The sequence below is a fragment of the Mesorhizobium maamorense genome (assembly GCF_044998965.1).
Classification (GTDB): Bacteria; Pseudomonadota; Alphaproteobacteria; order Rhizobiales; family Rhizobiaceae; genus Mesorhizobium.
The window spans coordinates 3335398-3355940 of record NZ_CP173356.1 but is presented as its reverse complement, the minus strand read 5'-3'; the positions used below and the strand labels follow the sequence as shown (position 1 = coordinate 3355940).

General features: G+C 61.0%; 20 protein-coding genes. 6 read left to right on the top strand and 14 right to left on the bottom strand.

The features are described from left to right. Positions 1 to 175: 175 nt before the first annotated feature. The 10 genes from ACIU1A_RS17040 to ACIU1A_RS16995 all read right to left on the bottom strand — a co-directional run bounded on the left by ACIU1A_RS17040 (position 176) and on the right by ACIU1A_RS16995 (position 9090). On the bottom strand, positions 176 to 550 hold the full coding sequence (locus ACIU1A_RS17040) for an SH3 domain-containing protein (protein ID WP_281405101.1): 375 nt from the start codon (positions 548 to 550) through the stop codon (positions 176 to 178). Positions 551 to 877: 327 nt separating this feature from the next. Continuing rightward, complete coding sequence (locus ACIU1A_RS17035; protein ID WP_404924745.1) at positions 878 to 2182, bottom strand: SPOR domain-containing protein; 1305 nt, start codon at positions 2180 to 2182, stop codon at positions 878 to 880. Between the two features lie 285 nt (positions 2183 to 2467). Continuing rightward, a complete protein-coding gene (locus ACIU1A_RS17030; protein WP_140622759.1) occupies positions 2468 to 3160 on the bottom strand; it encodes an amino acid ABC transporter permease in 693 nt (230 codons plus the stop codon). Positions 3161 to 3180: 20 nt separating this feature from the next. After that, positions 3181 to 3897 carry an amino acid ABC transporter permease gene (locus ACIU1A_RS17025; RefSeq protein ID WP_140499340.1) on the bottom strand — a complete coding sequence of 239 codons (717 nt, stop codon included), beginning with the start codon at positions 3895 to 3897 and terminating at the stop codon, positions 3181 to 3183. Between the two features lie 66 nt (positions 3898 to 3963). Next, a complete protein-coding gene (locus ACIU1A_RS17020; RefSeq protein ID WP_140499338.1) occupies positions 3964 to 4791 on the bottom strand; it encodes a transporter substrate-binding domain-containing protein in 828 nt (275 codons plus the stop codon). 24 nt (positions 4792 to 4815) lie between these two features. After that, positions 4816 to 5556 carry an amino acid ABC transporter ATP-binding protein gene (locus tag ACIU1A_RS17015; RefSeq protein WP_140521338.1) on the bottom strand — a complete coding sequence of 247 codons (741 nt, stop codon included), beginning with the start codon at positions 5554 to 5556 and terminating at the stop codon, positions 4816 to 4818. A gap of 57 nt (positions 5557 to 5613) precedes the next feature. Then, a complete protein-coding gene (locus ACIU1A_RS17010; RefSeq protein WP_140622763.1) occupies positions 5614 to 6177 on the bottom strand; it encodes a peroxidase-related enzyme in 564 nt (187 codons plus the stop codon). Further along, a complete protein-coding gene (locus tag ACIU1A_RS17005) occupies positions 6174 to 6656 on the bottom strand; it encodes a CMD domain-containing protein (protein ID WP_140728375.1) in 483 nt (160 codons plus the stop codon). Before ACIU1A_RS17005 ends, ACIU1A_RS17010 begins: the two co-directional genes overlap by 4 nt. Then, positions 6653 to 8122 carry an NAD(P)-binding domain-containing protein gene (locus ACIU1A_RS17000; protein WP_404924744.1) on the bottom strand — a complete coding sequence of 490 codons (1470 nt, stop codon included), beginning with the start codon at positions 8120 to 8122 and terminating at the stop codon, positions 6653 to 6655. The genes ACIU1A_RS17005 and ACIU1A_RS17000 overlap by 4 nt, the downstream gene beginning before the upstream one ends. Then, positions 8119 to 9090 carry a LysR family transcriptional regulator gene (locus ACIU1A_RS16995; RefSeq protein WP_404924743.1) on the bottom strand — a complete coding sequence of 324 codons (972 nt, stop codon included), beginning with the start codon at positions 9088 to 9090 and terminating at the stop codon, positions 8119 to 8121. Before ACIU1A_RS16995 ends, ACIU1A_RS17000 begins: the two co-directional genes overlap by 4 nt. Positions 9091 to 9331: 241 nt before the next feature. Between ACIU1A_RS16995 and ACIU1A_RS16990 the strand changes: the two genes are divergently transcribed. Next, positions 9332 to 10402: an NAD/NADP octopine/nopaline dehydrogenase family protein gene (locus tag ACIU1A_RS16990; protein WP_404924742.1), complete on the top strand. Its 1071-nt coding sequence runs from the start codon at positions 9332 to 9334 to the stop codon at positions 10400 to 10402. Positions 10403 to 10784: 382 nt separating this feature from the next. On the opposite strand, the gene ACIU1A_RS16985 is transcribed toward ACIU1A_RS16990, so the two are convergent. Further along, a complete protein-coding gene (locus ACIU1A_RS16985) occupies positions 10785 to 11222 on the bottom strand; it encodes an Lrp/AsnC family transcriptional regulator (protein WP_140499320.1) in 438 nt (145 codons plus the stop codon). A 126-nt stretch (positions 11223 to 11348) separates the two neighbouring features. Between ACIU1A_RS16985 and rocF the strand changes: the two genes are divergently transcribed. Then, positions 11349 to 12269, top strand: a complete 921-nt coding sequence (rocF, locus tag ACIU1A_RS16980; RefSeq protein WP_140499318.1) for an arginase — start codon at positions 11349 to 11351, stop codon at positions 12267 to 12269. Between the two features lie 3 nt (positions 12270 to 12272). Continuing rightward, positions 12273 to 13340 carry an ornithine cyclodeaminase gene (locus ACIU1A_RS16975; RefSeq protein ID WP_140559895.1) on the top strand — a complete coding sequence of 356 codons (1068 nt, stop codon included), beginning with the start codon at positions 12273 to 12275 and terminating at the stop codon, positions 13338 to 13340. Between the two features lie 131 nt (positions 13341 to 13471). On the opposite strand, the gene ACIU1A_RS16970 is transcribed toward ACIU1A_RS16975, so the two are convergent. From ACIU1A_RS16970 to ACIU1A_RS16960, 3 genes are read right to left on the bottom strand one after another with little or no spacing between them, the layout of a single operon-like run. Next, entirely contained in the window at positions 13472 to 14287 is an 816-nt protein-coding gene (locus ACIU1A_RS16970; RefSeq protein ID WP_404924741.1) for an alpha/beta hydrolase, read from the bottom strand. Between the two features lie 11 nt (positions 14288 to 14298). Next, positions 14299 to 15786: an NAD-dependent succinate-semialdehyde dehydrogenase gene (locus ACIU1A_RS16965; RefSeq protein ID WP_404924740.1), complete on the bottom strand. Its 1488-nt coding sequence runs from the start codon at positions 15784 to 15786 to the stop codon at positions 14299 to 14301. Positions 15787 to 15800: 14 nt separating this feature from the next. Continuing rightward, on the bottom strand, positions 15801 to 17024 hold the full coding sequence (locus tag ACIU1A_RS16960) for an iron-containing alcohol dehydrogenase (RefSeq protein ID WP_404924739.1): 1224 nt from the start codon (positions 17022 to 17024) through the stop codon (positions 15801 to 15803). A 209-nt stretch (positions 17025 to 17233) separates the two neighbouring features. On the opposite strand from ACIU1A_RS16960, the gene ACIU1A_RS16955 reads away from it, so the two are divergent. The 3 genes from ACIU1A_RS16955 to ACIU1A_RS16945 are packed head-to-tail and all read left to right on the top strand — an operon-like array spanning position 17234 to position 20505. Further along, a complete protein-coding gene (locus ACIU1A_RS16955) occupies positions 17234 to 17932 on the top strand; it encodes a GntR family transcriptional regulator (protein WP_140517369.1) in 699 nt (232 codons plus the stop codon). Between the two features lie 6 nt (positions 17933 to 17938). Then, complete coding sequence (locus tag ACIU1A_RS16950; RefSeq protein ID WP_404924738.1) at positions 17939 to 19516, top strand: sugar ABC transporter ATP-binding protein; 1578 nt, start codon at positions 17939 to 17941, stop codon at positions 19514 to 19516. Between the two features lie 17 nt (positions 19517 to 19533). Then, positions 19534 to 20505, top strand: coding sequence for an ABC transporter permease (locus tag ACIU1A_RS16945; RefSeq protein ID WP_404927940.1), 972 nt, complete (start codon positions 19534 to 19536; stop codon positions 20503 to 20505). The last annotated feature ends 38 nt before the right edge of the window (positions 20506 to 20543 follow it).

The following is a 20543-nucleotide window of genomic DNA, read 5'->3' as shown; positions in this document are numbered from 1 at the left end:
GCCGTCGCGAAGGCTCGCGACAGGTGGGAGGGGCTCTGTCGGCGGCCAGATGTCAGCCATAGTTGTGCGGAACGCCTTCAACTCGGCGTTTTTCTCGCGAGGTTTGATTTGGCTGAAGGCGACGCGAGATGCGATCACCGGCCGACCAGCAGCAGCCTTCCGGCGAGTGCTGCTGTTAGAGTATATCGTTAGGATAGATGCCCCAAAGGCGGGTTTGCCTGACGAAGCCTGCCAGCGAATTGACCGCGACCCTGCACCATTGGCCGTCGCAGCGCACCAGTTCGACAATTACTTCCGGCGCCAGCCATGCGGTGACGAGGCTGGAAACCGAAGGCTTCCCGCGCAGCGCGATCTTGTCCTTGCTCCATGGGGCGGTTACAGCGGTCCTTCGCCCCGAAAGAAGCGGACCGAAGACCCAGCCGGATGTTCCCTGCCAGTCTCGCACGCGCCGCCAGTTTCCATATTCCTGGTAGATTTCAAGCGGAATCCTGGGCCGGACATAAACCCATTCGACGTCATATTGGGTGCCCGGTCCGACCCGCATATTCACAGGAGAACTCTTCAACGACGCGAAGCGGGGCAAGGCAATCCCATTGGCGGCAGCTTGAGGGCCAGCCTTTGTGACAGTTGCAACACATAGTGCAGCGATGAGGCAACAACGAAGGACGCTACCCGTGACGAAAAAGCCGCAACCGGCGTCTTGATAAGTCGACGAGACGACGTTGCTCCGAGGCGCACAACCGCGGCGTCTCACAGCGAAGCCCTATGCGAAGGATTGAAGAGGGCTCGAGGACATCTTTCGATATTGCCGCGTGGTCCTGATGGGACAACGTCGGGAGAGGCGAGTTGCAGCGTTCGCATGGGCGTTCGATCCCACCTACCGAGTGAGCGCGTAGCAATCGATTTTTTTGAGCGCCAGTCGCCCGCAAGCGCGCCACGCTTCCGACTTGTTATCGAAGCCGCCATATCGGGCGCGGTAGTACACATCGCCATCTTTTTCGAAGGCCTCGGTAAAAGCAGAAGTGTTCGAAAGCAGTTTTGGCGCTTTGCGAGCCGCGAGTGAAAGGATTTCACGAGCTGCGGCCTTGCTTGGCATCGATCCAATCTGGATGATCCATTGACCTTCTTGGGTGGAAGCGGTGCTGATCGGATCGATGGCATCGGCAGACAAGGCCTGCTCCCTGGACACATCGCCCATCGCCTCAGCGGCGAAAGCGGCTCGGGAATCGGCCACCTGGGCCGGCTTCCACGTCGGAGTGGGCACCGATGCGTTCGAAGCCGCGGAGGCGACCAATGCGCTTTCTCCGCCACGATCGATCCTGAACCGGTCCGGACCGTTGGAAGCCTTAGCCAGATAGCGGCTGATGAGACGCTTCATGCGTGCATCTCGGCTCCTGACCGTATGTCCGCCCATCACCACCGCGACGATGCTGCGGCCCTGCGCCTCGACGGAAGAAACCAGGTTGAAGCCCGAGGCATTCGTGTATCCCGTTTTGATCCCATCCACGCCCTTCACCCGGCCGAGCAGATGGTTGTGATTGCCGAAGCGCCGACCTTTGTATTTGAAGGATCGGGTGTTGAAGTAGGAATAATAGCCAGGGTGATGATCCCTGAGCGCCAGGCCAAGGCGTGCCATGTCGCGCGCCGTGGTCTTCTGGGCTGTGTCGGGCAGTCCGTTAGCGTTTCTGAACGTGGTGGAGGTCATTCCTAACTGTCGTGCTTTTTGCGTCATGAGACGTGCGAAGCCGGCCTCCGACCCGCCGAGGAACTCGCCAATGGCCGTCGCGGCATCGTTGGCGGACTTCGTTACCAGGGCCAATATGACCTGTTCGACGTTGATCGTTTGACCCTGCTTCAGTCCGAGCTTGGAGGGCGCCTCGTTGGCAGCATTGGCCGATACCGGTATTGCCGTGCCTTTCGAGATCCTGCCGCTCTCGAGGGCGTCGAAGATGAGGTAGAGCGTCATCATCTTGGTGAGAGATGCTGGATAGCGCGGAACGTCCGCATGATCCCTGTAGAGGGTCTTGCCTGTCTTGGCATCGATGACAATGGCTGAAAATCTGGAATTGGCCTGCACGGCGGAAGCAGAGGCGGCGCAAAACACGATGACGACCGAGATCCTCAAGGCGAATTTCAACAATGACGCCGGGAAGGCGACAAGCTTCTCCAATACCAGATACATTCGCCCGCCCGTCGCCGCTCCGTGTAAAATGTGGCCGGGCGATCCGGCCATCGGATCACAAAGCTAGGCAGGCACCGTTACCAATTGGTTATCGCACTCTTAACGAGAGGCCTCAAATTGTCTCGGCTCTATCCCTCGATTCCGCACCAGATAAGGTCGGTCCCCGTGACGGTTCGCGGAACTTGACGCCGCACGGCTCGAAGCGCGCATCGATTGCGGCGCCGACTACCAGGATGCTTCCGCGGAAGACAAGCCGATCTTGCTAGAAGATTCTATTCTACATCCTCACGTCCGTACCCTAAGCGCTTGCTCCAGCCTGTCGGCGATCTGTGTGACGAGATAGGCAATCACCATGTAGATCACGACGGCAATTACGAAGGCTTCGAGATAGTAGAAATTCAACGCGGCGGTCAGCTGTGACTGCGCGAAGATATCGACAACTTCGATGGCGAATCCGAGTGAAAGCGCCTTCATAATAACCATCATCGAGGTTGTCAGATCGGGAATTGCTGTCAGGGCGACCTGGGGAAATAGCACCCGTCGAAACAGTTGCCCCCTTGTATAGCCAAGCGAATAGGCTGCGTCTGCCTGACCGGTGTCAAAGGCGTTGAGGGCTCCCTTGATAATCTCGGCCTGGAACGCGGCGACACAGCCGGTCACCGCAATGACAAGGATAACCCAATTGGGCGTTTGGTGGGCGTTGAAGTCTATGCCAACCAATGAAAACAGAAACTGAAGCGCGGGGGGAAGACCGAAATAGGCGAGGAAGATCACGATCACCATCGGAACGCCCTTGAAGACGACCTTGTAGGCCATGACGAGCTCTCGCAGTGCGGGAATCCGTCTATATTCCACAAGCGCAAACAGGCTGCCGACCATCGTCGAGAGCACGAAGATCGTGAGGGCCATTGCAAGCGTTACGGGTACGGCGCCCAGAATTTCCCGCGAGTCCTGGAGCAGGATATCGGTCTCAAACATGGTCAAATACCCTTGTTAGGTCACACGCTCGCGATCAGTGTGTTCTTGATCTGAGCAGATGTCGTAGCCTCCGGTGCCTGCATCGGGGAACGAAGCTCGAAGAAGCGGACGATGAGCCATGCGATCAGGCACATCACCGAATAGATGACCGCCAGCACGAGATAGGTTTCGAACTGGTACTGATTATAGTCGCGCTCCATGATCAAATGCGCGGTCGCCATGACATCCGCCGCCCCGATGTACATCACCAGCGCAACGTTATGGATCAGGTAGATGACGGAGTTCCCGTAGCCCGGCAATGCGAAGTGCACTGCTTGTGGCCCGATGACGCGCGTGATTTTCTGGCGAAAGGTATATCCAAGACTGTCTGCCGCATCATGCTGGCCGCGATCGACGGCCAGATATGCAGGTCGCAGGACTTCTGACAGGTAGCCGCCGTGATAAAAGCTCAATGCCACCATGGCGGCGATCGTCGGCGAGAAAAAATCTTCGGAGCCGAACAGGATTACCAGCAAGGGAAGCCCGTAAAACGCAACGAACAATTGGAGGACGACGGGAACACTCCGGGCATAGGATACGTAGAGATCCGCCAGGTGACTGATCACTGGCACCCTGCGGACCCGGAGTGTTGTCGCAAGGAGAGCTAGGCAGAACCCAGCAATGAGGGCCGTAAAAGTGATGGCCAGCGTCAGCGGCAACGCCGAGAGCAACTCGGGAATCATAGCAGAAACGTCCACTTGGAACACTCCTTCTTGCAGTTCTGCCTCAACGCCGGCTATCCAGATGCAGCTGAGGACGCCTTGTTACTTCATGTACTTCACGATGTCCTCGCCGAACCACTTCTGCGAGAGCTTGTCGATCGTGCCGTCGTCCTTCAGTTCCTTGAGCACCTTGTTGACGTCCTCGGCCAGGATCTTGTTTTCCGCTGACCGGTGAATCAGCATGTACGTGTTGTTGCTGTAGACCGGATCGGATGCCACGATATCGAGCTTCTTGTTGTCGATGACCGCCTGCTCACCGAGGTTAGACGGTAGAACCAATGCGTCGAACTTGCCGTTCTGAACTTCATCCAGGCGGTTCGGGTAGGGGATCCCGGCGCTCGATGCCGTGACGTCGAGCTTGTATTGCGGATTCTCTTTCTGCCAGTTCATGATGAACTTGTAGGTTCCGCCACCGGCTGTGGTCGGAACGATCCTCTTGCCGACCAGGTCCTTCATTTCCTTTATGCCGCTGTCTTTCTTGCTGTAGATTTTCATCAGACTGGCGCCCATCGGGTTCTCTGGAATGATGAATTGCTTCTCTCGCTCGGGCGACTTGTAGTAGCCACCTACGGCGATGTCGTACTTCCCGGTGGCAAGGCCGGTTTCCTGGGCGATGTCAGAGACACCTTCCATTTCGAACTTGTATTGCGGCAGCTTCGCATTGATCGCCCTCAGAAGATCGGGCTCATAGCCTTGCGGTTCGACGCCGATGGCGCCCCAGGCCAGCGGCTTGGATTCGGCAGACGTCGCGATCTTGATCGTCCGGACGGTCTGACCATAGCTGGTCCCCGCGGTTGCAAGGGCAATTGCGATGCCACCAGCGACGGCCAGGACATAGCGGCGGGAAAAACCGGATGTGATTGCAGACATTTCTTGGGTTCCCTTCTTGTTGAGCTATTGAAAAGCGAGTTCTGACTGCAGGAATTGAGCCAGTCGTGGACTGGAAGGCGCGTCGAAGATTTCAGCCGGACTGCCGTCGGCGGCAACCACGCCACGGTCCATGAAAACGATACGGTTCGAGATGTTCTTTGCGAATTGCATCTCGTGGGTCACAAGCAGCGACGTGATCCCTGACGACGTGACATCCTTGATCACCTTCAAAACTTCACCGACAAGTTCAGGGTCCAGCGATGACGTAGGCTCATCGAAGAGGATGACGTCAGGACGCACCGCCAGCGCGCGTGCGATGCCGGTGCGCTGGAGCTGGCCGCCCGAGAGCTGGGATGGATAGCTGTCTCGCTTCGACGAGAGACCGACCCGATCGAGCTCTCTGAGCGCGATTTCCCGCGCCTCTTCCCTGGATTTGCGCTGCACCACAACGAGCGGATCCATCACGTTCTGGAGGACCGTCATGTTCTTGAAGACGTTGAACTGCTGAAAGACCATCGCGGTCCTCAACCGGATCGCCTGGACAGCGGCCTTGTCGGCACGCTGGTAGTCCATCCGAATCTGATCGAACGCGATGGTTCCTGACGACGGCTTGGCCAGATAGTTGATGCATTTCAGCAGCGTGGTCTTGCCGGTGCCACTGGGGCCGATGATCGACACCACGTCACCCCGCTTTACCGAGAGATTGACGCCGTTCAGGACCTGCGTGCTTCCGTAAGACAGCTTTATATCTTTGAGTTCAAGCATTGCTGGTTGGCCCTTCGGAAAGTGTGGGACGGACTGGCTTGACCGGATGCAACGTCATCACCCGCTCTCCGCATGGCCCAGGACGTGCATCAGCCGGTTTGCCCAGCCGAAGATCGCTATGGCGTGGACGAGGTCGATGATCTCGGCATCATTCATGCCGACTGATCGCAGCGAGGCGACGTCGTCTGCCGTCGCTTCCGACGGCGCCGCCGACAGGCGGCGGGCAAAGTTGTAGACTGCCGCATCGCGCGACCCAAGCTTTTCAGGTTTGTCGAGATACAGCGCCGTGACCACTTCATCGCTCTTGGTCAGCTCTGCATGCCGGCGGGCGTGAACGACGGCACAGAATTTGCAGCCATTGACGATCGAGGCACCCAGTGCGCCAAGCTCGCGGTCGGGACGGGCAAGCCCGCCCTCGACGTACATGATCGCGTTGAACAACACCGTGCGGGCAAGATAGCTCTCGGGATCATGCACAAGGGTGCGCACATATTCCGAAACTTTCTTGGCCGACGGCGTAACCTTCATTGCTTCGAGCTGTTCCGGCGTTGCCTCCGATAGCTCGACCGGTGCGATATAGGGATGCCAATTCAGCGGCTTCAGGCGCACCGAGGAAATCATGCCCGCCTCATCAATCGCAAGCCGGTCGCGACCCGGGTCTGGAAGTTGATGAAGGCAATCAATTCGGAGAGTGCAACAATCTGGGGGTTGTCCAATCCGGCTTGGGCGAGCAGGGCAATGTGGCTCGCCTCCGCCTTTTTCGGCGTCAGGGTGATCAGGTCAACATGTCGGGCGATGGTCGCCAGGGGTTCATTCAAACCCGTTTCCCCCCAGGCCAAGGACAGAAGCTGCTCCGTGGGACCAAGCTGAGCCAGTTGTACATCATATTCGGCCATCAGGACGGGATCGGCGTTCAGAGCTGCCATGCGACGGGCCAGAGCGACCCGCAAATTCGGTGCCAGCCCCTGATCGTTTGCCGGCTGCAGGACGGAGAGGCGACATTCCTCGGCCCCTCGCACAAATTCGGGCCGAAACCGCCGTGCAGCGAAAAGGGCATCGTCCGGTGAAAGACCTGCAGCCTTGTCCATTGCGTCGATCACAGTGCGGCCTCCTTATGCAACAAGGGTGTTGAATCGACCCATTCGTCGCCCAGAAGTTCCGGGGTGTCATAGGCGATCAGATTGGCGAAGTGGGTTTCGACGTCTTCGGCGAACAGCGACGCGGCAATGCCGCGGACCAGACGGTCGGCACCGGCGCTGACGGCCGGGATATCGCCGGAGACCTTACCATGGGTCAGCATGGCGGCGTCGTTGAAGCAGTGGACATGCGCCAGCATCGGGCAGGAACCGGGGACGCGCTCGCGGAATTCGAAGGCGGGGCCGAGATCCGGTGCCTCCAACATGCCTGCGCGCGGCGGCCCCATGTCCGGCGTATATCGACCATCCGACCAGGTGCGAATGTGTGGGGCGAGGGCAGCGAATTCCGGGCGACCACTGAAGTCATTTGAAAAGCCGGTCGCAGCGATCATGAAATCGTAGCGCATCGGTCCTTGCGTGGTTTCGACCAGAAGGCCTCCGGCATCTTCCTTTACCGCGACCACGCCGCAGTCGAGAAAGAAGCGGGCATTCGCATGACGAGACACGCGAAGCGTCGATGAACGCGGCGGCGGCGTCTGGGTCGAGGCGGTGTAGTCGAAGAATCTCCACTTCCAGGCGTCAGGCAAATGATACATGCCGAGGATGACACCCTGGCTGCCGATCCCGGTCAGCTTGTTGATGCGCGGCATTTCTTTGCGCCGGATCAACATGTCGACTGAACCGGCGCCCGCCTCGAGCGCCGTCGCGGCATTGTCCGTCGAAGAGGCACCGGCGCCGATAACCGCCACACGCTTGCCCTTCAGTGCATCGAAATCGATATCGTCGGCAGAATGGGCCCAATAGGAGCGATCGATGCCCCTGAGGAAATCGGGCACGGCAAAACCGCCGAGACCGGACCGACCGGTGGCTAGAACGAGACGACGGGTGAGAACCCGGCCGGTTTCCGCGCCCTCGACATCGATCGCAATCAGATCGCCAACGGCTGCAACGCCTGTCATGCGCACGCTGTTGCGCACTGGCAGACCAAGCACGTTCCGGTACCAGACCAGGTAGTCCATCCACTGGCCCTTGGGGATTTTGTCCAGCGACCGCCATGCCTCGACGCCCCATTGTGCCGTGAACCAGGCGCGGAATGTCAGTTGCGGCAGACCGAGCGACGGACCGTGCAGCGTTTTCGGCGACCGGAGCGTTTGCATGCGGGCAAACGTTATCCATGGCCCTTCGAAGCCGGCCGGAGCCGCGTCATAGGCGACGACATTGGTTATCCCCGTCAGCACCAGCTTTGCGGTGGCAGCAAGTCCGCACATGCCGGCGCCGATCACAACGACGTCACGGACCGGCACGCCATCGCGCGAACGTGCGGGAACCCATGGCTTGGCAGGCAGTTCGAGAAAATCGAGGTCCTGAGCAAGTTGTGCTTCAAGCGCGGCTAGACCTCTCGGGGGGAGCGAACTGGGCGTGTGCTTCATATTCCCGTTCCGTGATTTGTGCCGGAGGCAGGATCGGTCACCAATTGGCCGGCCAGGGTCGGATCGAGTTTCTTGAAGCCAACGATCGACCGTTCAGCCACCGCCTCGACCGCATCCACCAACGCCTGCGCGACTGGACGAAGGGGGCGTTTTTCGCCAGCCACAACACCCCAATAAAAGAGGACGGTTACATCGATCGGGCGAATGACGACCCCAGGCGGGCCCACGCCATAGGCGGTGAGGGGGTCGATGACAGCCGCAACACCAGTCCGGCGTACGATCTGCAACGCGCCATAGGCGGTATTCGTGCGGATTACTGGCCCGGTGTCGATGCCCCTGGCAGCCAATGCCTTGGAGACATGCAGCTGGAAACGCAGCGGGTTGAGCAACGTGGCGACGCGGCGGCCGGCAAAAGCGGAAAGCGGTATGACATCTAGTTCGGCCAGCGGATCATCCTCCCGCACGGCAGCAACATCAGGCGCCGAATAGAGCCGCAGGACATCCAGACCGGGCGTATCGAGCGGCAGGCTTGAAAACCCGACCTCGGCACGTCCGCTGCGCACTTCCTGAGCGACGGTCGAGGGAAGGAACTGCCCGAGATGCGTCTCGTGCGGAAGCTCGGCACCTTGGAGTTCAGCCAAGGCCGTGGGGATCAAGCCGGTGCCGATCGCGGAGGTGGTGACGATCTGCAGGATTCGCCCTCTGCCGGCGGCGATCATCTTGGCCCGCGCTGCGAGTTCGGTGAAGGACATCAGCAGGCGTCGTGCTTCCTCCTCGAACGCGACTCCTTCTTCAGACAACTGCACCCGTCGACCGATCCGATGCAGCAATTCGAAGCCAAGTTCGGCCTCGAGCTCCTGAATGGTGCGCGTCACCGCAGGCTGGGAACGCCCGAGCATGTCAGCCGCCCTGGTGATACTGCCGCTGGCAGCAACCGCAAGGAAGGTCTGAAGGTCCCGCGTTTCCATGTTTCTCCTACATGCGTAATCCGTATGATTGACATCGTCTCATTCGTTTTTGATATATGTCAAGCGGAAACGAATGTTCGTTACGGGCTTTGTGCATATGCCGGCTTCAGCGCCAGAATCCGGGTCGGAGGCGGACAGGGACGTCAGACGCGGCTCCAGCTTGCGAAGCCTCCTGAAGAAAGAATTCAGGTGACGGCGGCAAGGATTCTCGAACCACAAGGCCTGCGACAGGAGGAATATTATGCGCGTGAGTATTCTGGGCGCCGGAGCAATTGCTTATGGCCTTGCCGCCTATTTGGCAGGATCGGGGCATTCGCCAATGCTTTGGTCACCGTCGGGGAAGCGCACCAAGGGGTTGGCTACCGGCGAATTGTTGAAAGCGACGGGGGACATCGCGGCGACGGTACCGATGCGCATCGCCAAGGATTGCAAGGATGCCATCGCCAACGCGGACGTGGTGGTGATTGCACTTCCGGCTTACGGCCACAGGATGGTGATGGATGCTGCTGTCCCCCATCTGATCGATGGAATTCCGGTCATCATCAGTTCGCATTGTTCGTTCGGGGCACTGTATCTCTCCAAGCGGTTGGCGGAGCGCAAGGTCAGCTTGCCAATCGTTCTTTGGGGCACAACACTGTTGACCGGGCGGCAACTCGGGCCAACCGAGGTCCATGTCACCACCATTCGCCAGAAGCTTGATGTCGCGACGCTGCCTTTCAAAGCTCAGGATGAAGGATACGGATTTTGCACGAGCCTATTTGGTGATCGTTTCGTCAAGCGCGACGGCATGCTTGCGATCGCGCTCAGCAACCTCAATCCGCAAAACCACTTGGGAATTGCCCTCCTCAACCTGACACGCATGGAAAAAGCCGAGCAATGGAGCCAGGGGGGAAACGTCACCCCTGCCGCTGGCCGCCTTATCGAGGCTCTGGATGCCGAACGGCTAGCCATCGCGGCCCATTTTGGTATCGCGGTTCGCACTGTCCAGGAGCATTTTTCATTGTCGTTTCATGTTCCGAAGGGAACCGTTTCGGAGATGAACCAGGAGATGGATCGTCAAGGCCGTGGCGGCTTTGGTCCGACAACAATCGAAAGCCGCTACATTCTCGAGGATGTTCCGTTCGGACTGCTGCCGACCGTATTGTTGGGTAAGATCACCGAGAAACCGGCGACGCTCCACGAGTCTGGAGTTTCGATATTATCGGCGGCTTACGGTCGCGATCTCAGGGGAGATAACGATATTCTTCCTGCGCTCGGCCTCGAGGGAATAGCAAAGGCGGATCTTGAAAACCTTTGCCGCACGGGGTTTTGAGTGCGCCCGCAGTCGATGCGGCATGATCAAGTTTGAGGCGCACCGCGCTATATCATCGTCGGTTCATGTAACGGTGGCGCCCAGCGTCAGGGCGATGTCGCCGCACGAGTTCGAGGCGAGGCTCATCTAATCTCGAAGGGCAGGGAACAGATCCTGCCGTTCAAGACGGCCGAGCCGGAAGGCCACCATCATTAGGACGAGACCGGCTTTGACGCGGGTCGAAGACAGATCTCGCCGCTCACGCAGCTCTGTTCCTCTCAGCGAGGTCCGCGCCCCGCTGGAGGTTACAGGTTGAGCAAGTCCGAGCTCATTAGGGTTGCGCTGCACAACGACATAGGGGCAGTACTGCCGGTTTGCCAGCCAACCTATTCGCAGACAGCGATCAAAGCCGCGCCTTGGTGCTCCGGGGTGTCGCCAACAACAGGCTGGTCTCGCTGCCGGTGATGCCGGGGATCAGGCGGATGCGCCGCAGCACGGCGTCGAATTCGGTCAGTGTCTGTGTCCCCAGTTCTATCACCAGGTCCCAGCGGCCGTTGGTGGTATGGATCGTCGAAACCTCCGAGAAGCCGCCAAGAGCGCGGATCACACGATCGGCGGCATGCCCTTCGATTTCCACCATCATGATGCCGCGTACACGCTGGTCGACGGCATCGGCTCGCAGGATGACGGTATAACCGATGATCGCACCGGCTTTTTCAAGGCGCTCTATGCGAGACCTGACCGTTGCCCGCGAGACGCTGACATCCATGGCAAGGTCCGAGATGCTGCGCCGCGCGTCATGCCGCAAAAGCGTGATGAGCTGTTCGTCAAGCTGATCCATGGCTCAGAATGCAATCAAATCATTCCATTTTGATAGCCCATTTCGACAAATTTGCCAATTTGATATGTTCATCCTGCCAGTTATCCGCGCTCCAATGAGGCCTAGAAAACGCGCGGGGAAATACGGATGCATTGTACGATCGTCGGGGCACCGATCCAGGTCGGCTCGGGCCGGATGGGTTGCGAGATGGGACCTAGTGCGCTGCGTACCGCAGGCCTGGCGGCAGCGCTCACTGAACTCGGGCATACGCTGGCCGACCTTGGCACCGTCGCCTCTGCCGATCTGCGCCCGATCAGCCACGGCAATGCCGCCTTGAAGGCGCTGCCGGAAATCGTCGCATGGACGGCGGCGATTACCGAGGCGGCCTATGCAGCCAGCGCCGGCGCCATGCCGATCTTCCTTGGTGGCGACCACAGCATTTCCGCCGGCACGCTGGCCGGTATCGCCCGCCGGGCGGCGGAAGCCGGCCGCCCGCTGTTCGTGCTGTGGCTCGACGCACATCCTGATTTTCACACGCTCGACACCACGACCAGCGGGAATTTGCATGGCGTGCCGCTGGCTTATGCCAGCGGGCAACCCGGCTTCGAAGGCTACTTCCCCAGCCTGGCGGCTTGCGTGGATCCGGCCCGTATCTGCACACTGGGCATCCGCAGCGTCGATCCGGCGGAGCGCGAAGCGCTACGCAAGGCGGGCGTCACCGTGCACGACATGCGGATGATTGACGAATACGGCATGGCCCCGCTGCTTCGCGCCTTTCTCGAGCGGGTCAGTGCCGAAAACGGCATGCTGCATGTCAGCCTCGATGTCGATTTTCTCGACCCTTCGATCGCGCCTGCCGTGGGCACCACCGTGCCGGGCGGCGCCACCTTCCGCGAGGCTCATCTGGTGATGGAGATGTTGCACGACAGCCATCTCGTCACCAGCCTCGACCTGGTCGAGCTCAATCCCGCACTCGACGAACGCAACCGCACCGCAACCCTTCTCGTGGACCTGACCGCGAGCCTGATGGGCCGGCGGATCATGGACCGTCCCACACGGAGTTATTGAACTGTGACCCCCCATCTGAACATCGTGCCCTTCGTCAGCGTCGATCACATGATGAAGCTGGTTCTTGCCGTCGGCATCGATCGCTTTCTCATCGATCTCGCTGCCTATATCGAAGAGGATTTCCGACGCTGGGAATTGTTCGACAAGACCCCGCGCATCGCTTCGCACAGCATCGACGGCGTCATCGAACTGATGCCTACGAGCGACGGACAGCTCTACGGCTTCAAGTATGTCAACGGTCATCCAAAAAACACGCGCGACGGGCGCCAGACCGTGACGGCGTTCGGCGTGATGGCCGATGTCGGCAATGGCTATCCGATGCTGCTTTCGGAAATGACCATCCTGACCGCGTTGCGCACGGCGGCGACGTCGGCCGTCGCGGCCAAATACCTTGCTCCCAATGCGGCGGACTGCATGGCAATCATCGGCAATGGCGCCCAGTCGGAATTCCAGGCCATCGCCTTCAAGGCCCTGCTCGGCATCGACAGGCTTCGCCTCTATGACATCGATCGGTCGGCATCCTTGAAGTGCGCGAAAAACCTTGCGGGGTTCGGTTTCGACATCGCGATCTGCGCTTCGGCGCAGGAGGCGGTGGAAGGGGCTCACATCATCACGACGGTCACCGCCGACAAACGCTCCGCGACCATCCTGACGGACAACATGGTCGGATCGGGCGTGCACATAAATGCCGTCGGCGGCGATTGCCCCGGCAAGACGGAATTGCATCGCGATATTCTGCTGCGCTCCGACATATTCGTCGAATACCCGCCGCAGTCGCGCATCGAGGGTGAAGTCCAGCAACTCGAGCCGGACCATCCCGTGACGGAGTTGTGGCAAGTGATGACCGGCAAGGCCGCCGGCCGCCGGGATGCCAGCCAGATCACCTTGTTCGATTCCGTCGGCTTTGCGATCGAGGACTTTTCCGCGCTGCGCTACGTCCGCGACCAGCTTCAGCGCACCGGCCTCTACGAGGAGCTCGATCTGCTGGCGGACCCGGATGAGCCACGCGACCTCTTCGGCATGCTGCTGCGCGCCGACAAGGCCGCCCAGATCACGGCCGTATCCGGCTGAGTTTTCGCAGAAAGCCTGCTGCAAAATGCCCGCCCGAGGGCGGAATGTAATCTGCATGGGATCGGAGGGCGGGAGCTGCGCAACGCGCGGCGGCTGAATATCCCTGGCTAAAGTCGCCGACGCCAATGGCCTCAGACGGAAACCAGGTTTGTCAGCAGGGTTGCCGCCTCGGTGCCGGCCAAGCCCAGGTCGCGAACGCTGCTCATGTGATTGGTTGCAGGAAGGGTGGTCTGCGAGACCTGTAGTGCCTGCTCCTTCAGATGCCGCGCAAACACCTCGGCCTGCCTGTGGAATGGCGGCGTTTCGTCGGCGCCGACAGCGATCTCGACCGACACTGACGGATCGAAACGGCGGGTGAGCGGCGAGAACCTGGCTGCATCCTCGTCCGTGATCGCGATCTCGGCGGCAAGGAAGGAGGTCTGAAGCGGCTTCAGGTCGTAGAGCCCGCCAAGTAGCAACGCGCCTTTGATTGTCGATGTCCGGCCGTCGTCATTGAAAAGCATCGTCGCAAGTTGGGCGCCGGCTGAATGTCCGCTCACGGTCAGGCGCTCGGTATCGCCGCCGTGATCGCCGATATGGTCGAGCACCCAGCTTTTGGCGCGCCGCACCTGGTCGACGATCGTGGCCATCCTCACAGCCGGCATCAGCGCATAATCGACGATGACCGCGATTGCGCCGGCGCGCGTCACCGTCTCGGCGACATAGGAATAGTCGCGCTTGGAGAACATGCGCCAGTAGCCGCCATGGATGAACATATGGACCGGCAGGCGGTCGCGCTTGCCCTCCGGAAAGAACAGGTCGATGGTCTCGGTGGCATCCGCTCCATAGGCGATATCGGCAACCATCGGCATGGTTGCCCGCACCTCCGTGCTGCGACGAACGATCTCGGCGACGATGTCGTCGAACTCGGCGACGTGGTCGCGGATGCGGAAAGGATCATTCTGCATGGGGTGCCCGTTCACATGGTCACGGCGATGTACTTCGCCTCCATGAACTCGGCAATGCCGTGCTTCTGTCCGCCTTCGCGGCCAAGGCCGCTCTGCTTGACGCCGCCGAAAGGTGCCGCCGGATCCGACATCAGGCCGCGATTGAGCGCGACCATGCCCGTTTCGATCTTCGATGCCACGTGCATGCCCCTGGCCAGATCACGCGTGTAGATGTAGGCGGCAAGGCCGTATTCCGTGTCGTTGGCGCGCGCGATGACTTCGTCCTCGTTCTCGAAGCGGCTGATCGGGGCCACCGGACCGAATATCTCCTCCTGCGCCATCTCGGCATTGGCGGGCACGTCCCGAAGGACGGTCGGCGGATAGAAATAGCCCTTGTCGTCGGCGACCGCGCCGCCGCACAGGATCCTGGCCCCACGGGCGACCGCGTCCTTGACCAGCCGATCGATCTTGTCGACGGCCTTCCTGGTAATCAACGGACCGCATTCGGTGTCCGGGTCGGTGCCTGAACCGAGCTTGAGCGCGGCCATGCGTTGGCGCAGACCTTCGGCAAACGCGTCATGGATGCCGGCCTGCGCGTAGATGCGGTTGGCTGCCGTGCAGGCCTCGCCGGCGTTTCGCATCTTGGCGACCATCGCGCCGTCGAGGGCCGCGTCCAGGTCGGCGTCATCGAAGACGATGAACGGGGCGTTGCCGCCGAGTTCCATAGAGCATGAGATGACGTGCTTGGCTGCTTCGGCCAGCAGAACGCGACCCACGCCGGTCGAACCGGTGAAGGATAGCTTGCGGACGCGCGGGTCGGCGAGCATGGCGGCGGTCACTGGTCCGGGGTTCGAAGTGGTGAGCACATTGACGACGCCGGGAGGCACGCCCGCCTCCTCGTACAGCGCGGCCAGCGCGTAGGCGGTCAGGGGCGTCTCGCTGGCGGGCTTCAGAACGACGGTGCAGCCGGCGGCCAGCGCCGGCGCGATCTTGCGTGTCGCCATGGCGGCGGGGAAATTCCAGGGCGTTATGAGCACGCAGATGCCGATCGGATGATAATCGACGACGATCCGGTTGGCGCCTGACGGCGCCAGGCCGAACTCGCCGCTGATGCGGACTGCTTCCTCGGCATTCCAGCGGAAGAACTCGGCCGCATAGGCGACCTCGCCGCGCGCGTCGCGCAGCGCCTTGCCGTTCTCCAGCGAGATCAGCGCCGCCAGCGTCTCGGACCGTTCGACCATCAATTCGAAGCAACGCCGCAGGATTTCCGAACGCTTGCGCGGCGCGGTTGCGCGCCAGCTTGCAGCCGCCTTCGCAGCCGCCTCGACGGCAGCGGCGGCATCGGCAATCGTGGCGTCCGGGACAGCCGCAATCACGGCCTCCGTGGAAGGATCGATCACCTCAATGAGGCGACCGTCGGAAGACGGTCGCCAGTGTCCGTCGATATAGAGGCCGTGCGAGAATGTGGTGTAGTCGAACATGTCCGGATCTTCGTTGAGTTGCCCTTGGGGTACGTTCATCTCATCACCTCTGGTCAGACTGAGCTTGCGGCCATGTCGCCGTCATAGGCGGCCCTCACCAGCCGCCGCATCGCGGCGATGTCGAAAGGACGAGGGTTGTTCTTGATCAGTCGATCGATGCCGAGCGCCTGCTCGGCGGTCCAGTCGATCTTGTCGTGTGGAAGACCCAGATCGGCCAGCGTCCGGGTGATGCCGATCGCACCGAACAGCCGGGCCACCTCATCGATGGTGGCGCGCGCGGTCGCCTCGGCGCTCTTTGTCTCCGTCACCCCCAGAGCGGCGCCGACCGCCGCGATTTCGTCGGTCGCGGCGGGCAGGTTGTAGCTCATCACGTAGGGAAGCATCGTCGCCACGCCCAATCCGTGCGGCGTATGGGTAAGCGCGCCGACGGGATATTGCACGGCGTGGGCAGCCGCCGTTCCGGCCGTGCCGAAAGCGCAGCCGGCCGCCAGCGCTCCCATCATGACATCGGCGCGTGCGTCTTCGTCCGAGCCGTCCCGGTAAGCCTTTTCGAGACTGCGGCCCAGGAGTTGGATGGCCAGCAGCGCGAAATGATCGGTCAGCGCGCTCTTGCCGACAAAGACATGCCGCTGCGGCAAGTGCGGATCGGAGCCGCGTTTGGCGGACGTGAAGGCTTCGATCGCGTGGGTGAGCGCGTCGGCTCCGGCGATCGCCGTGAGGGAGGGCGGGCATGTCGCGGTGAGTTCCGGATCGCAGAGCGCGACCGCGGCAATGAGATGGGGACTGGAAATGCCGACCTTCAGTGTTCGCTCCGGATCGGAGATCACCGCTACCGGCGTCACTTCCGAACCGGTGCCGGCGGTGGTCGGGACCGCGATTACCGGGAGCGTGGGGCCGGCCACCTTGAACTCCCCGTAGTAGTCCTGAAGCCGCCCGCCGTGGCTAATCAGCAACGCGGCGCTTTTGGCCATGTCCAGGCAGCTGCCGCCACCGATCCCGATCACCATGTCCGGCTTGAAGTCCTTCGCATGGGCGGCGCAGACGGCAACGCTGTCACGGGGGACATCCGGGAGGATGCGATCGTACACGAGCGTTTGGATCGAGCCAGCTCTCAGTGCCGCGCTGATTTGCGCGAACATTGGCGTTCCGGCGAAACGCTCATCCGTGCAGATGAATGCGCGCCGGCCATATTTGGCGGCAATATCAGGCAGCGCATGGCGCTGGCCTTTGCCGAAAAGAATCTCACGCGGCAACCGGGCTGCTGCAAATAGCGTCATGAACTGTGTCCTTCGAATATGGATTGGGGAGCGGGGGATCGGAGATCACCGCTTGCCCAGCGTGCGTGGCCTGGTTCGGGCAAGGCACGGGCCAGAGCCGTCGTCGAGTTTTCCTGCCTCACGAAATATCCTCTATAAAATCGTATAGGATATAGGATTGAATTGCGCGGAGCATCGTGTTAGAGGTCGCCCCTGTCAAGAGGCAAAACATGCAGAATCCAGACCTTACCGTCGACAATGACGCTCGGTTGACAGGCCGCATTCAGCGCGCCAACAGCCTGTCGGGCGACGTCTACGAGGCGATCTTCCAGCAGCTGATGTCGCTGAAAATAGCTCCGGGATCGCGGATCACCGTCGACAACCTTGTCAAGGAGTTCAACGTCTCGCATACGCCGATCCGCGAAGCTCTTGGGCGGCTGGAAGGCGAGGGCCTGGTGGTGAAAACCCATCTGATCGGGTACCGGGCCGCGCCCCAGATCACACGGCGCCGTTTCGACGAACTCTATGAACTGCGCCTGCTGCTCGAACCTGCAGCCGCCGCCAAGGCAGCCGCTGCGCTCGACGAAGCCCGGCTGATGATTTTGCAGGAGGCGGCTGGCGTGATGGCCAGGCGCGTGAGCAAGGACGAACGCCTGCGTTATTCGAACTTCGCCCGCCAGGATGCCATCTTCCACGACAAGGTCATGGAGTTCGCGCAGAACGAGCTCATCCGCGAAACGCTGAACCACCAGCACACCCACTTCCACATTTTCCGCCTAATGTATCACTCGCGGGTCACCGAGGAGGCGCTCGACGAGCACGAAGCCATCCTCGCCGCTTTCGCGGCCAGCGATCCGGTTGCCGCCGAAAAGGCGATGCGCGTGCACATAGAGAATTCGCGGGACAGGCTCCTGCCTGCATTCGAGTAGGCCGCGATGTCAGTTGCCACTCGCATCGACGGAAGCGTCACCGCTTTGCCGCCGGAGCCCACACCGGCTGTGGCTCCGGTGCTGCGCGCGGAAGGGCTTTGCAAACAATACGGCCCGGTGACCGTGTTGTCGGACATCACGCTGGATATTTTCCCTGGCGAGATCCATGCCGTCATCGGCGAGAATGGCGCCGGCAAGTCGACGTTCATGCGCTTGCTTTCCGGTTACATCGAGCCAACCGCCGGCAGCCTGTCCATGGCCGGTGACCGCGTGAGTTTCAGGACACCTCACCAGGCGCAGGCGGCAGGCATCGCGCTGGTGCATCAGGAAATCCTCCTGGCCGAAGCGCTCACGGTGACTGACAATCTCTTTCTCGGCCGCGAGCTCTCCAGGCGCGGAATCGTCGATGATGGCGCCATGCGCCGCATAGCGGCCGCGAAACTGGCCGAGATCGGTTGCGAGGTGTCGCCGACCGCGCTGGTCCGAGACATTTCGCTGGCGGATCGCCAGCTCGTGCAAATCGCCCGCGCGTTGCTCGACGACCACAGGGTCGTCATCTTCGACGAGCCAACAGCGGTGCTGACCGGTGGGGAGGTCGAGCGTTTGCTCGCCATCATCTTCGGGCTCAGGGCGCGGGGCATCGCGGTTCTCTACATCAGCCATCGCCTCGACGAGGTGCAGCGGCTGGCGGACAAGGTCACGGTCCTGCGCGACGGCAAGATGATCGGCACCTATCCCGGCCATGCGTTGAGCCAGGCCGACATGGCGCAGCTTATGGTCGGGCGCGAACTCGCCGCGCTTTATCCTCACAAGCGCGAGGTCCAGACGAGCCGGCCCATGCTGACCGTCAGAAACGCGACTGTTCCAGGTTATGCACGGGACGTGTCCTTTACCGTTCACAAAAGCGAGATTCTTGGCTTCGCCGGCATGATCGGGGCGGGGCGAACCGAGTTGTTCGAAGGCATTGTGGGGCTTAGGCCGGCGACGGCTACGATCGAGCTCAACGGTTCGTCGATACAGATACGTTCGCAGCGCGAGGCCATAGAGGCGGGCATCGGCTATCTGACGGAAGATCGCAAGGGCAAGGGCCTGCTTTTGCAGGAGCGGCTGGCGCCGAACCTGACTCTCTCGTCGCTTGGCCTTCTGCATCCGGGACTGCTGGTTCTGCGCGGTCGCGAATCCGAGGCGCTCGCCCGGGCCGTCTCCAGCTACGACATCCGGGTGAAGAGCCACAACGCCAGGGCAGGGCAGCTTTCGGGCGGAAACCAGCAGAAACTTCTGCTGGCCAAGGTGCTTCTGACCAATCCTTCGGTCGTGATCATCGATGAGCCGACGCGCGGGATCGACATCGCCAACAAGGCGCAGATCTACGCCTTCATCCAGGAACTCGTGAGCCAAGGCAAAGCCTGCATCGTCATCTCCTCGGAGATGCAGGAGCTGGTCGGCATCTGCGACCGCGTCCTGGTCATGCGCGAAGGCAGGATCAGCGGCGAGGTCTCGGGCGAAACGATGATCGAAAGCAACATCGCGCTGCTGGCGACCAGTGACAAAGGCCATGACACGGCCCAAGGAGGAAGACAGTGACGGCGCTTACCCATTCCATGTCTGCCCGAAGCGACAGGCAGCACCATTTCTCGTGGACGGATGCCGGCCCTTTCCTTGCACTGTTCGCACTACTGGTGGCGGGATTCCTCATCAATCCGGATTTTCTTTCCGCGACAAACCTGGGCAACGTGATCACGCGCAGCGCTTATGTCGCCATCATAGCCGTCGGCGCCACATTCGTGATCTCATCAGGCGGGCTCGACCTTTCGGTCGGCTCGATGGTCGCCTTCATCGCCGGCTTCACGATCATGTTCATGAACATGATGGCCCCCAGCCTCGGCCTTTGGGCCATCCCGGCAGGCATGGTGATAGCAGTCGTCGCGGGGCTTCTATGCGGCCTCGCGAACGGTCTGATCGTCACGGTCGGAAGGATCGAGCCGTTCATCGCCACGCTCGGCACAATGGGTATCTTCCGCGCACTGATCACCTATATGACCGATGGCGGCACGATCCCGATCGATCGCTCGCTGCGGGACGCATACCGGCCGGTCTATTTCGGCGCCGTCGCGGGCATTCCGGTGCCGATCCTTCTGTCGGCGCTCGTTGCGGTGGTCGGCGCATTTGTCCTCTACAAGACCAAATATGGCCGCAAATGCGCGGCGGTGGGCGCGAACGAGGACGTCGCCCGCTATTCGGGCATCTCGGTCGTCAAGACGCGCACCATTGCCTATGTCATCCAGGGTGCATGCGTGGCGGTCGCCGCCATCTGTTACGTGCCTCGTCTGGGAGCCGCCACCCCGACCACCGGACAGCTTTGGGAGCTGCAGGTGATAACGGCCGTTGTCATTGGCGGAACGGCGCTGCGGGGCGGCAAGGGCCGCATCTGGGGCACCATCGCCGGTGCGGTGATCCTGGAACTGATCGCCAACCTGATGGTGTTGTCGGATTTCGTTTCCGAATACCTCGTCGCCGCGGTGCAGGGCGTCATCATCATCATCGCCATGCTCGTGCAAAGATTTTCGAAATAGCTCGTCTTCGGACCGGACGGGCGCCTGTTGTGTGGTCC

Bases quoted from the DNA above. Each gene is read 5' to 3' on its own strand.
- ACIU1A_RS17000 (WP_404924744.1), bottom strand. From the start codon at position 8,122: ATGAAGCACACGCCCAGTTCGCTCCCCCCGAGAGGTCTAGCCGCGCTT.
- ACIU1A_RS16950 (WP_404924738.1), top strand. From the start codon at position 17,939: ATGTCAGTTGCCACTCGCATCGACGGAAGCGTCACCGCTTTGCCGCCG.
- ACIU1A_RS17035 (WP_404924745.1), bottom strand. From the start codon at position 2,182: ATGTATCTGGTATTGGAGAAGCTTGTCGCCTTCCCGGCGTCATTGTTG.
- rocF (WP_140499318.1), top strand. From the start codon at position 11,349: ATGCATTGTACGATCGTCGGGGCACCGATCCAGGTCGGCTCGGGCCGG.
- ACIU1A_RS16995 (WP_404924743.1), bottom strand. From the start codon at position 9,090: ATGGAAACGCGGGACCTTCAGACCTTCCTTGCGGTTGCTGCCAGCGGC.
- ACIU1A_RS16945 (WP_404927940.1), top strand. From the start codon at position 19,534: ATGTCTGCCCGAAGCGACAGGCAGCACCATTTCTCGTGGACGGATGCC.
- ACIU1A_RS16985 (WP_140499320.1), bottom strand. From the start codon at position 11,222: ATGGATCAGCTTGACGAACAGCTCATCACGCTTTTGCGGCATGACGCG.
- ACIU1A_RS16990 (WP_404924742.1), top strand. From the start codon at position 9,332: ATGCGCGTGAGTATTCTGGGCGCCGGAGCAATTGCTTATGGCCTTGCC.
- ACIU1A_RS17020 (WP_140499338.1), bottom strand. From the start codon at position 4,791: ATGTCTGCAATCACATCCGGTTTTTCCCGCCGCTATGTCCTGGCCGTC.
- ACIU1A_RS17010 (WP_140622763.1), bottom strand. From the start codon at position 6,177: ATGATTTCCTCGGTGCGCCTGAAGCCGCTGAATTGGCATCCCTATATC.
- ACIU1A_RS16955 (WP_140517369.1), top strand. From the start codon at position 17,234: ATGCAGAATCCAGACCTTACCGTCGACAATGACGCTCGGTTGACAGGC.
- ACIU1A_RS16970 (WP_404924741.1), bottom strand. From the start codon at position 14,287: ATGCAGAATGATCCTTTCCGCATCCGCGACCACGTCGCCGAGTTCGAC.
- ACIU1A_RS17030 (WP_140622759.1), bottom strand. From the start codon at position 3,160: ATGTTTGAGACCGATATCCTGCTCCAGGACTCGCGGGAAATTCTGGGC.
- ACIU1A_RS16965 (WP_404924740.1), bottom strand. From the start codon at position 15,786: ATGAACGTACCCCAAGGGCAACTCAACGAAGATCCGGACATGTTCGAC.
- ACIU1A_RS16960 (WP_404924739.1), bottom strand. From the start codon at position 17,024: ATGACGCTATTTGCAGCAGCCCGGTTGCCGCGTGAGATTCTTTTCGGC.
- ACIU1A_RS17015 (WP_140521338.1), bottom strand. From the start codon at position 5,556: ATGCTTGAACTCAAAGATATAAAGCTGTCTTACGGAAGCACGCAGGTC.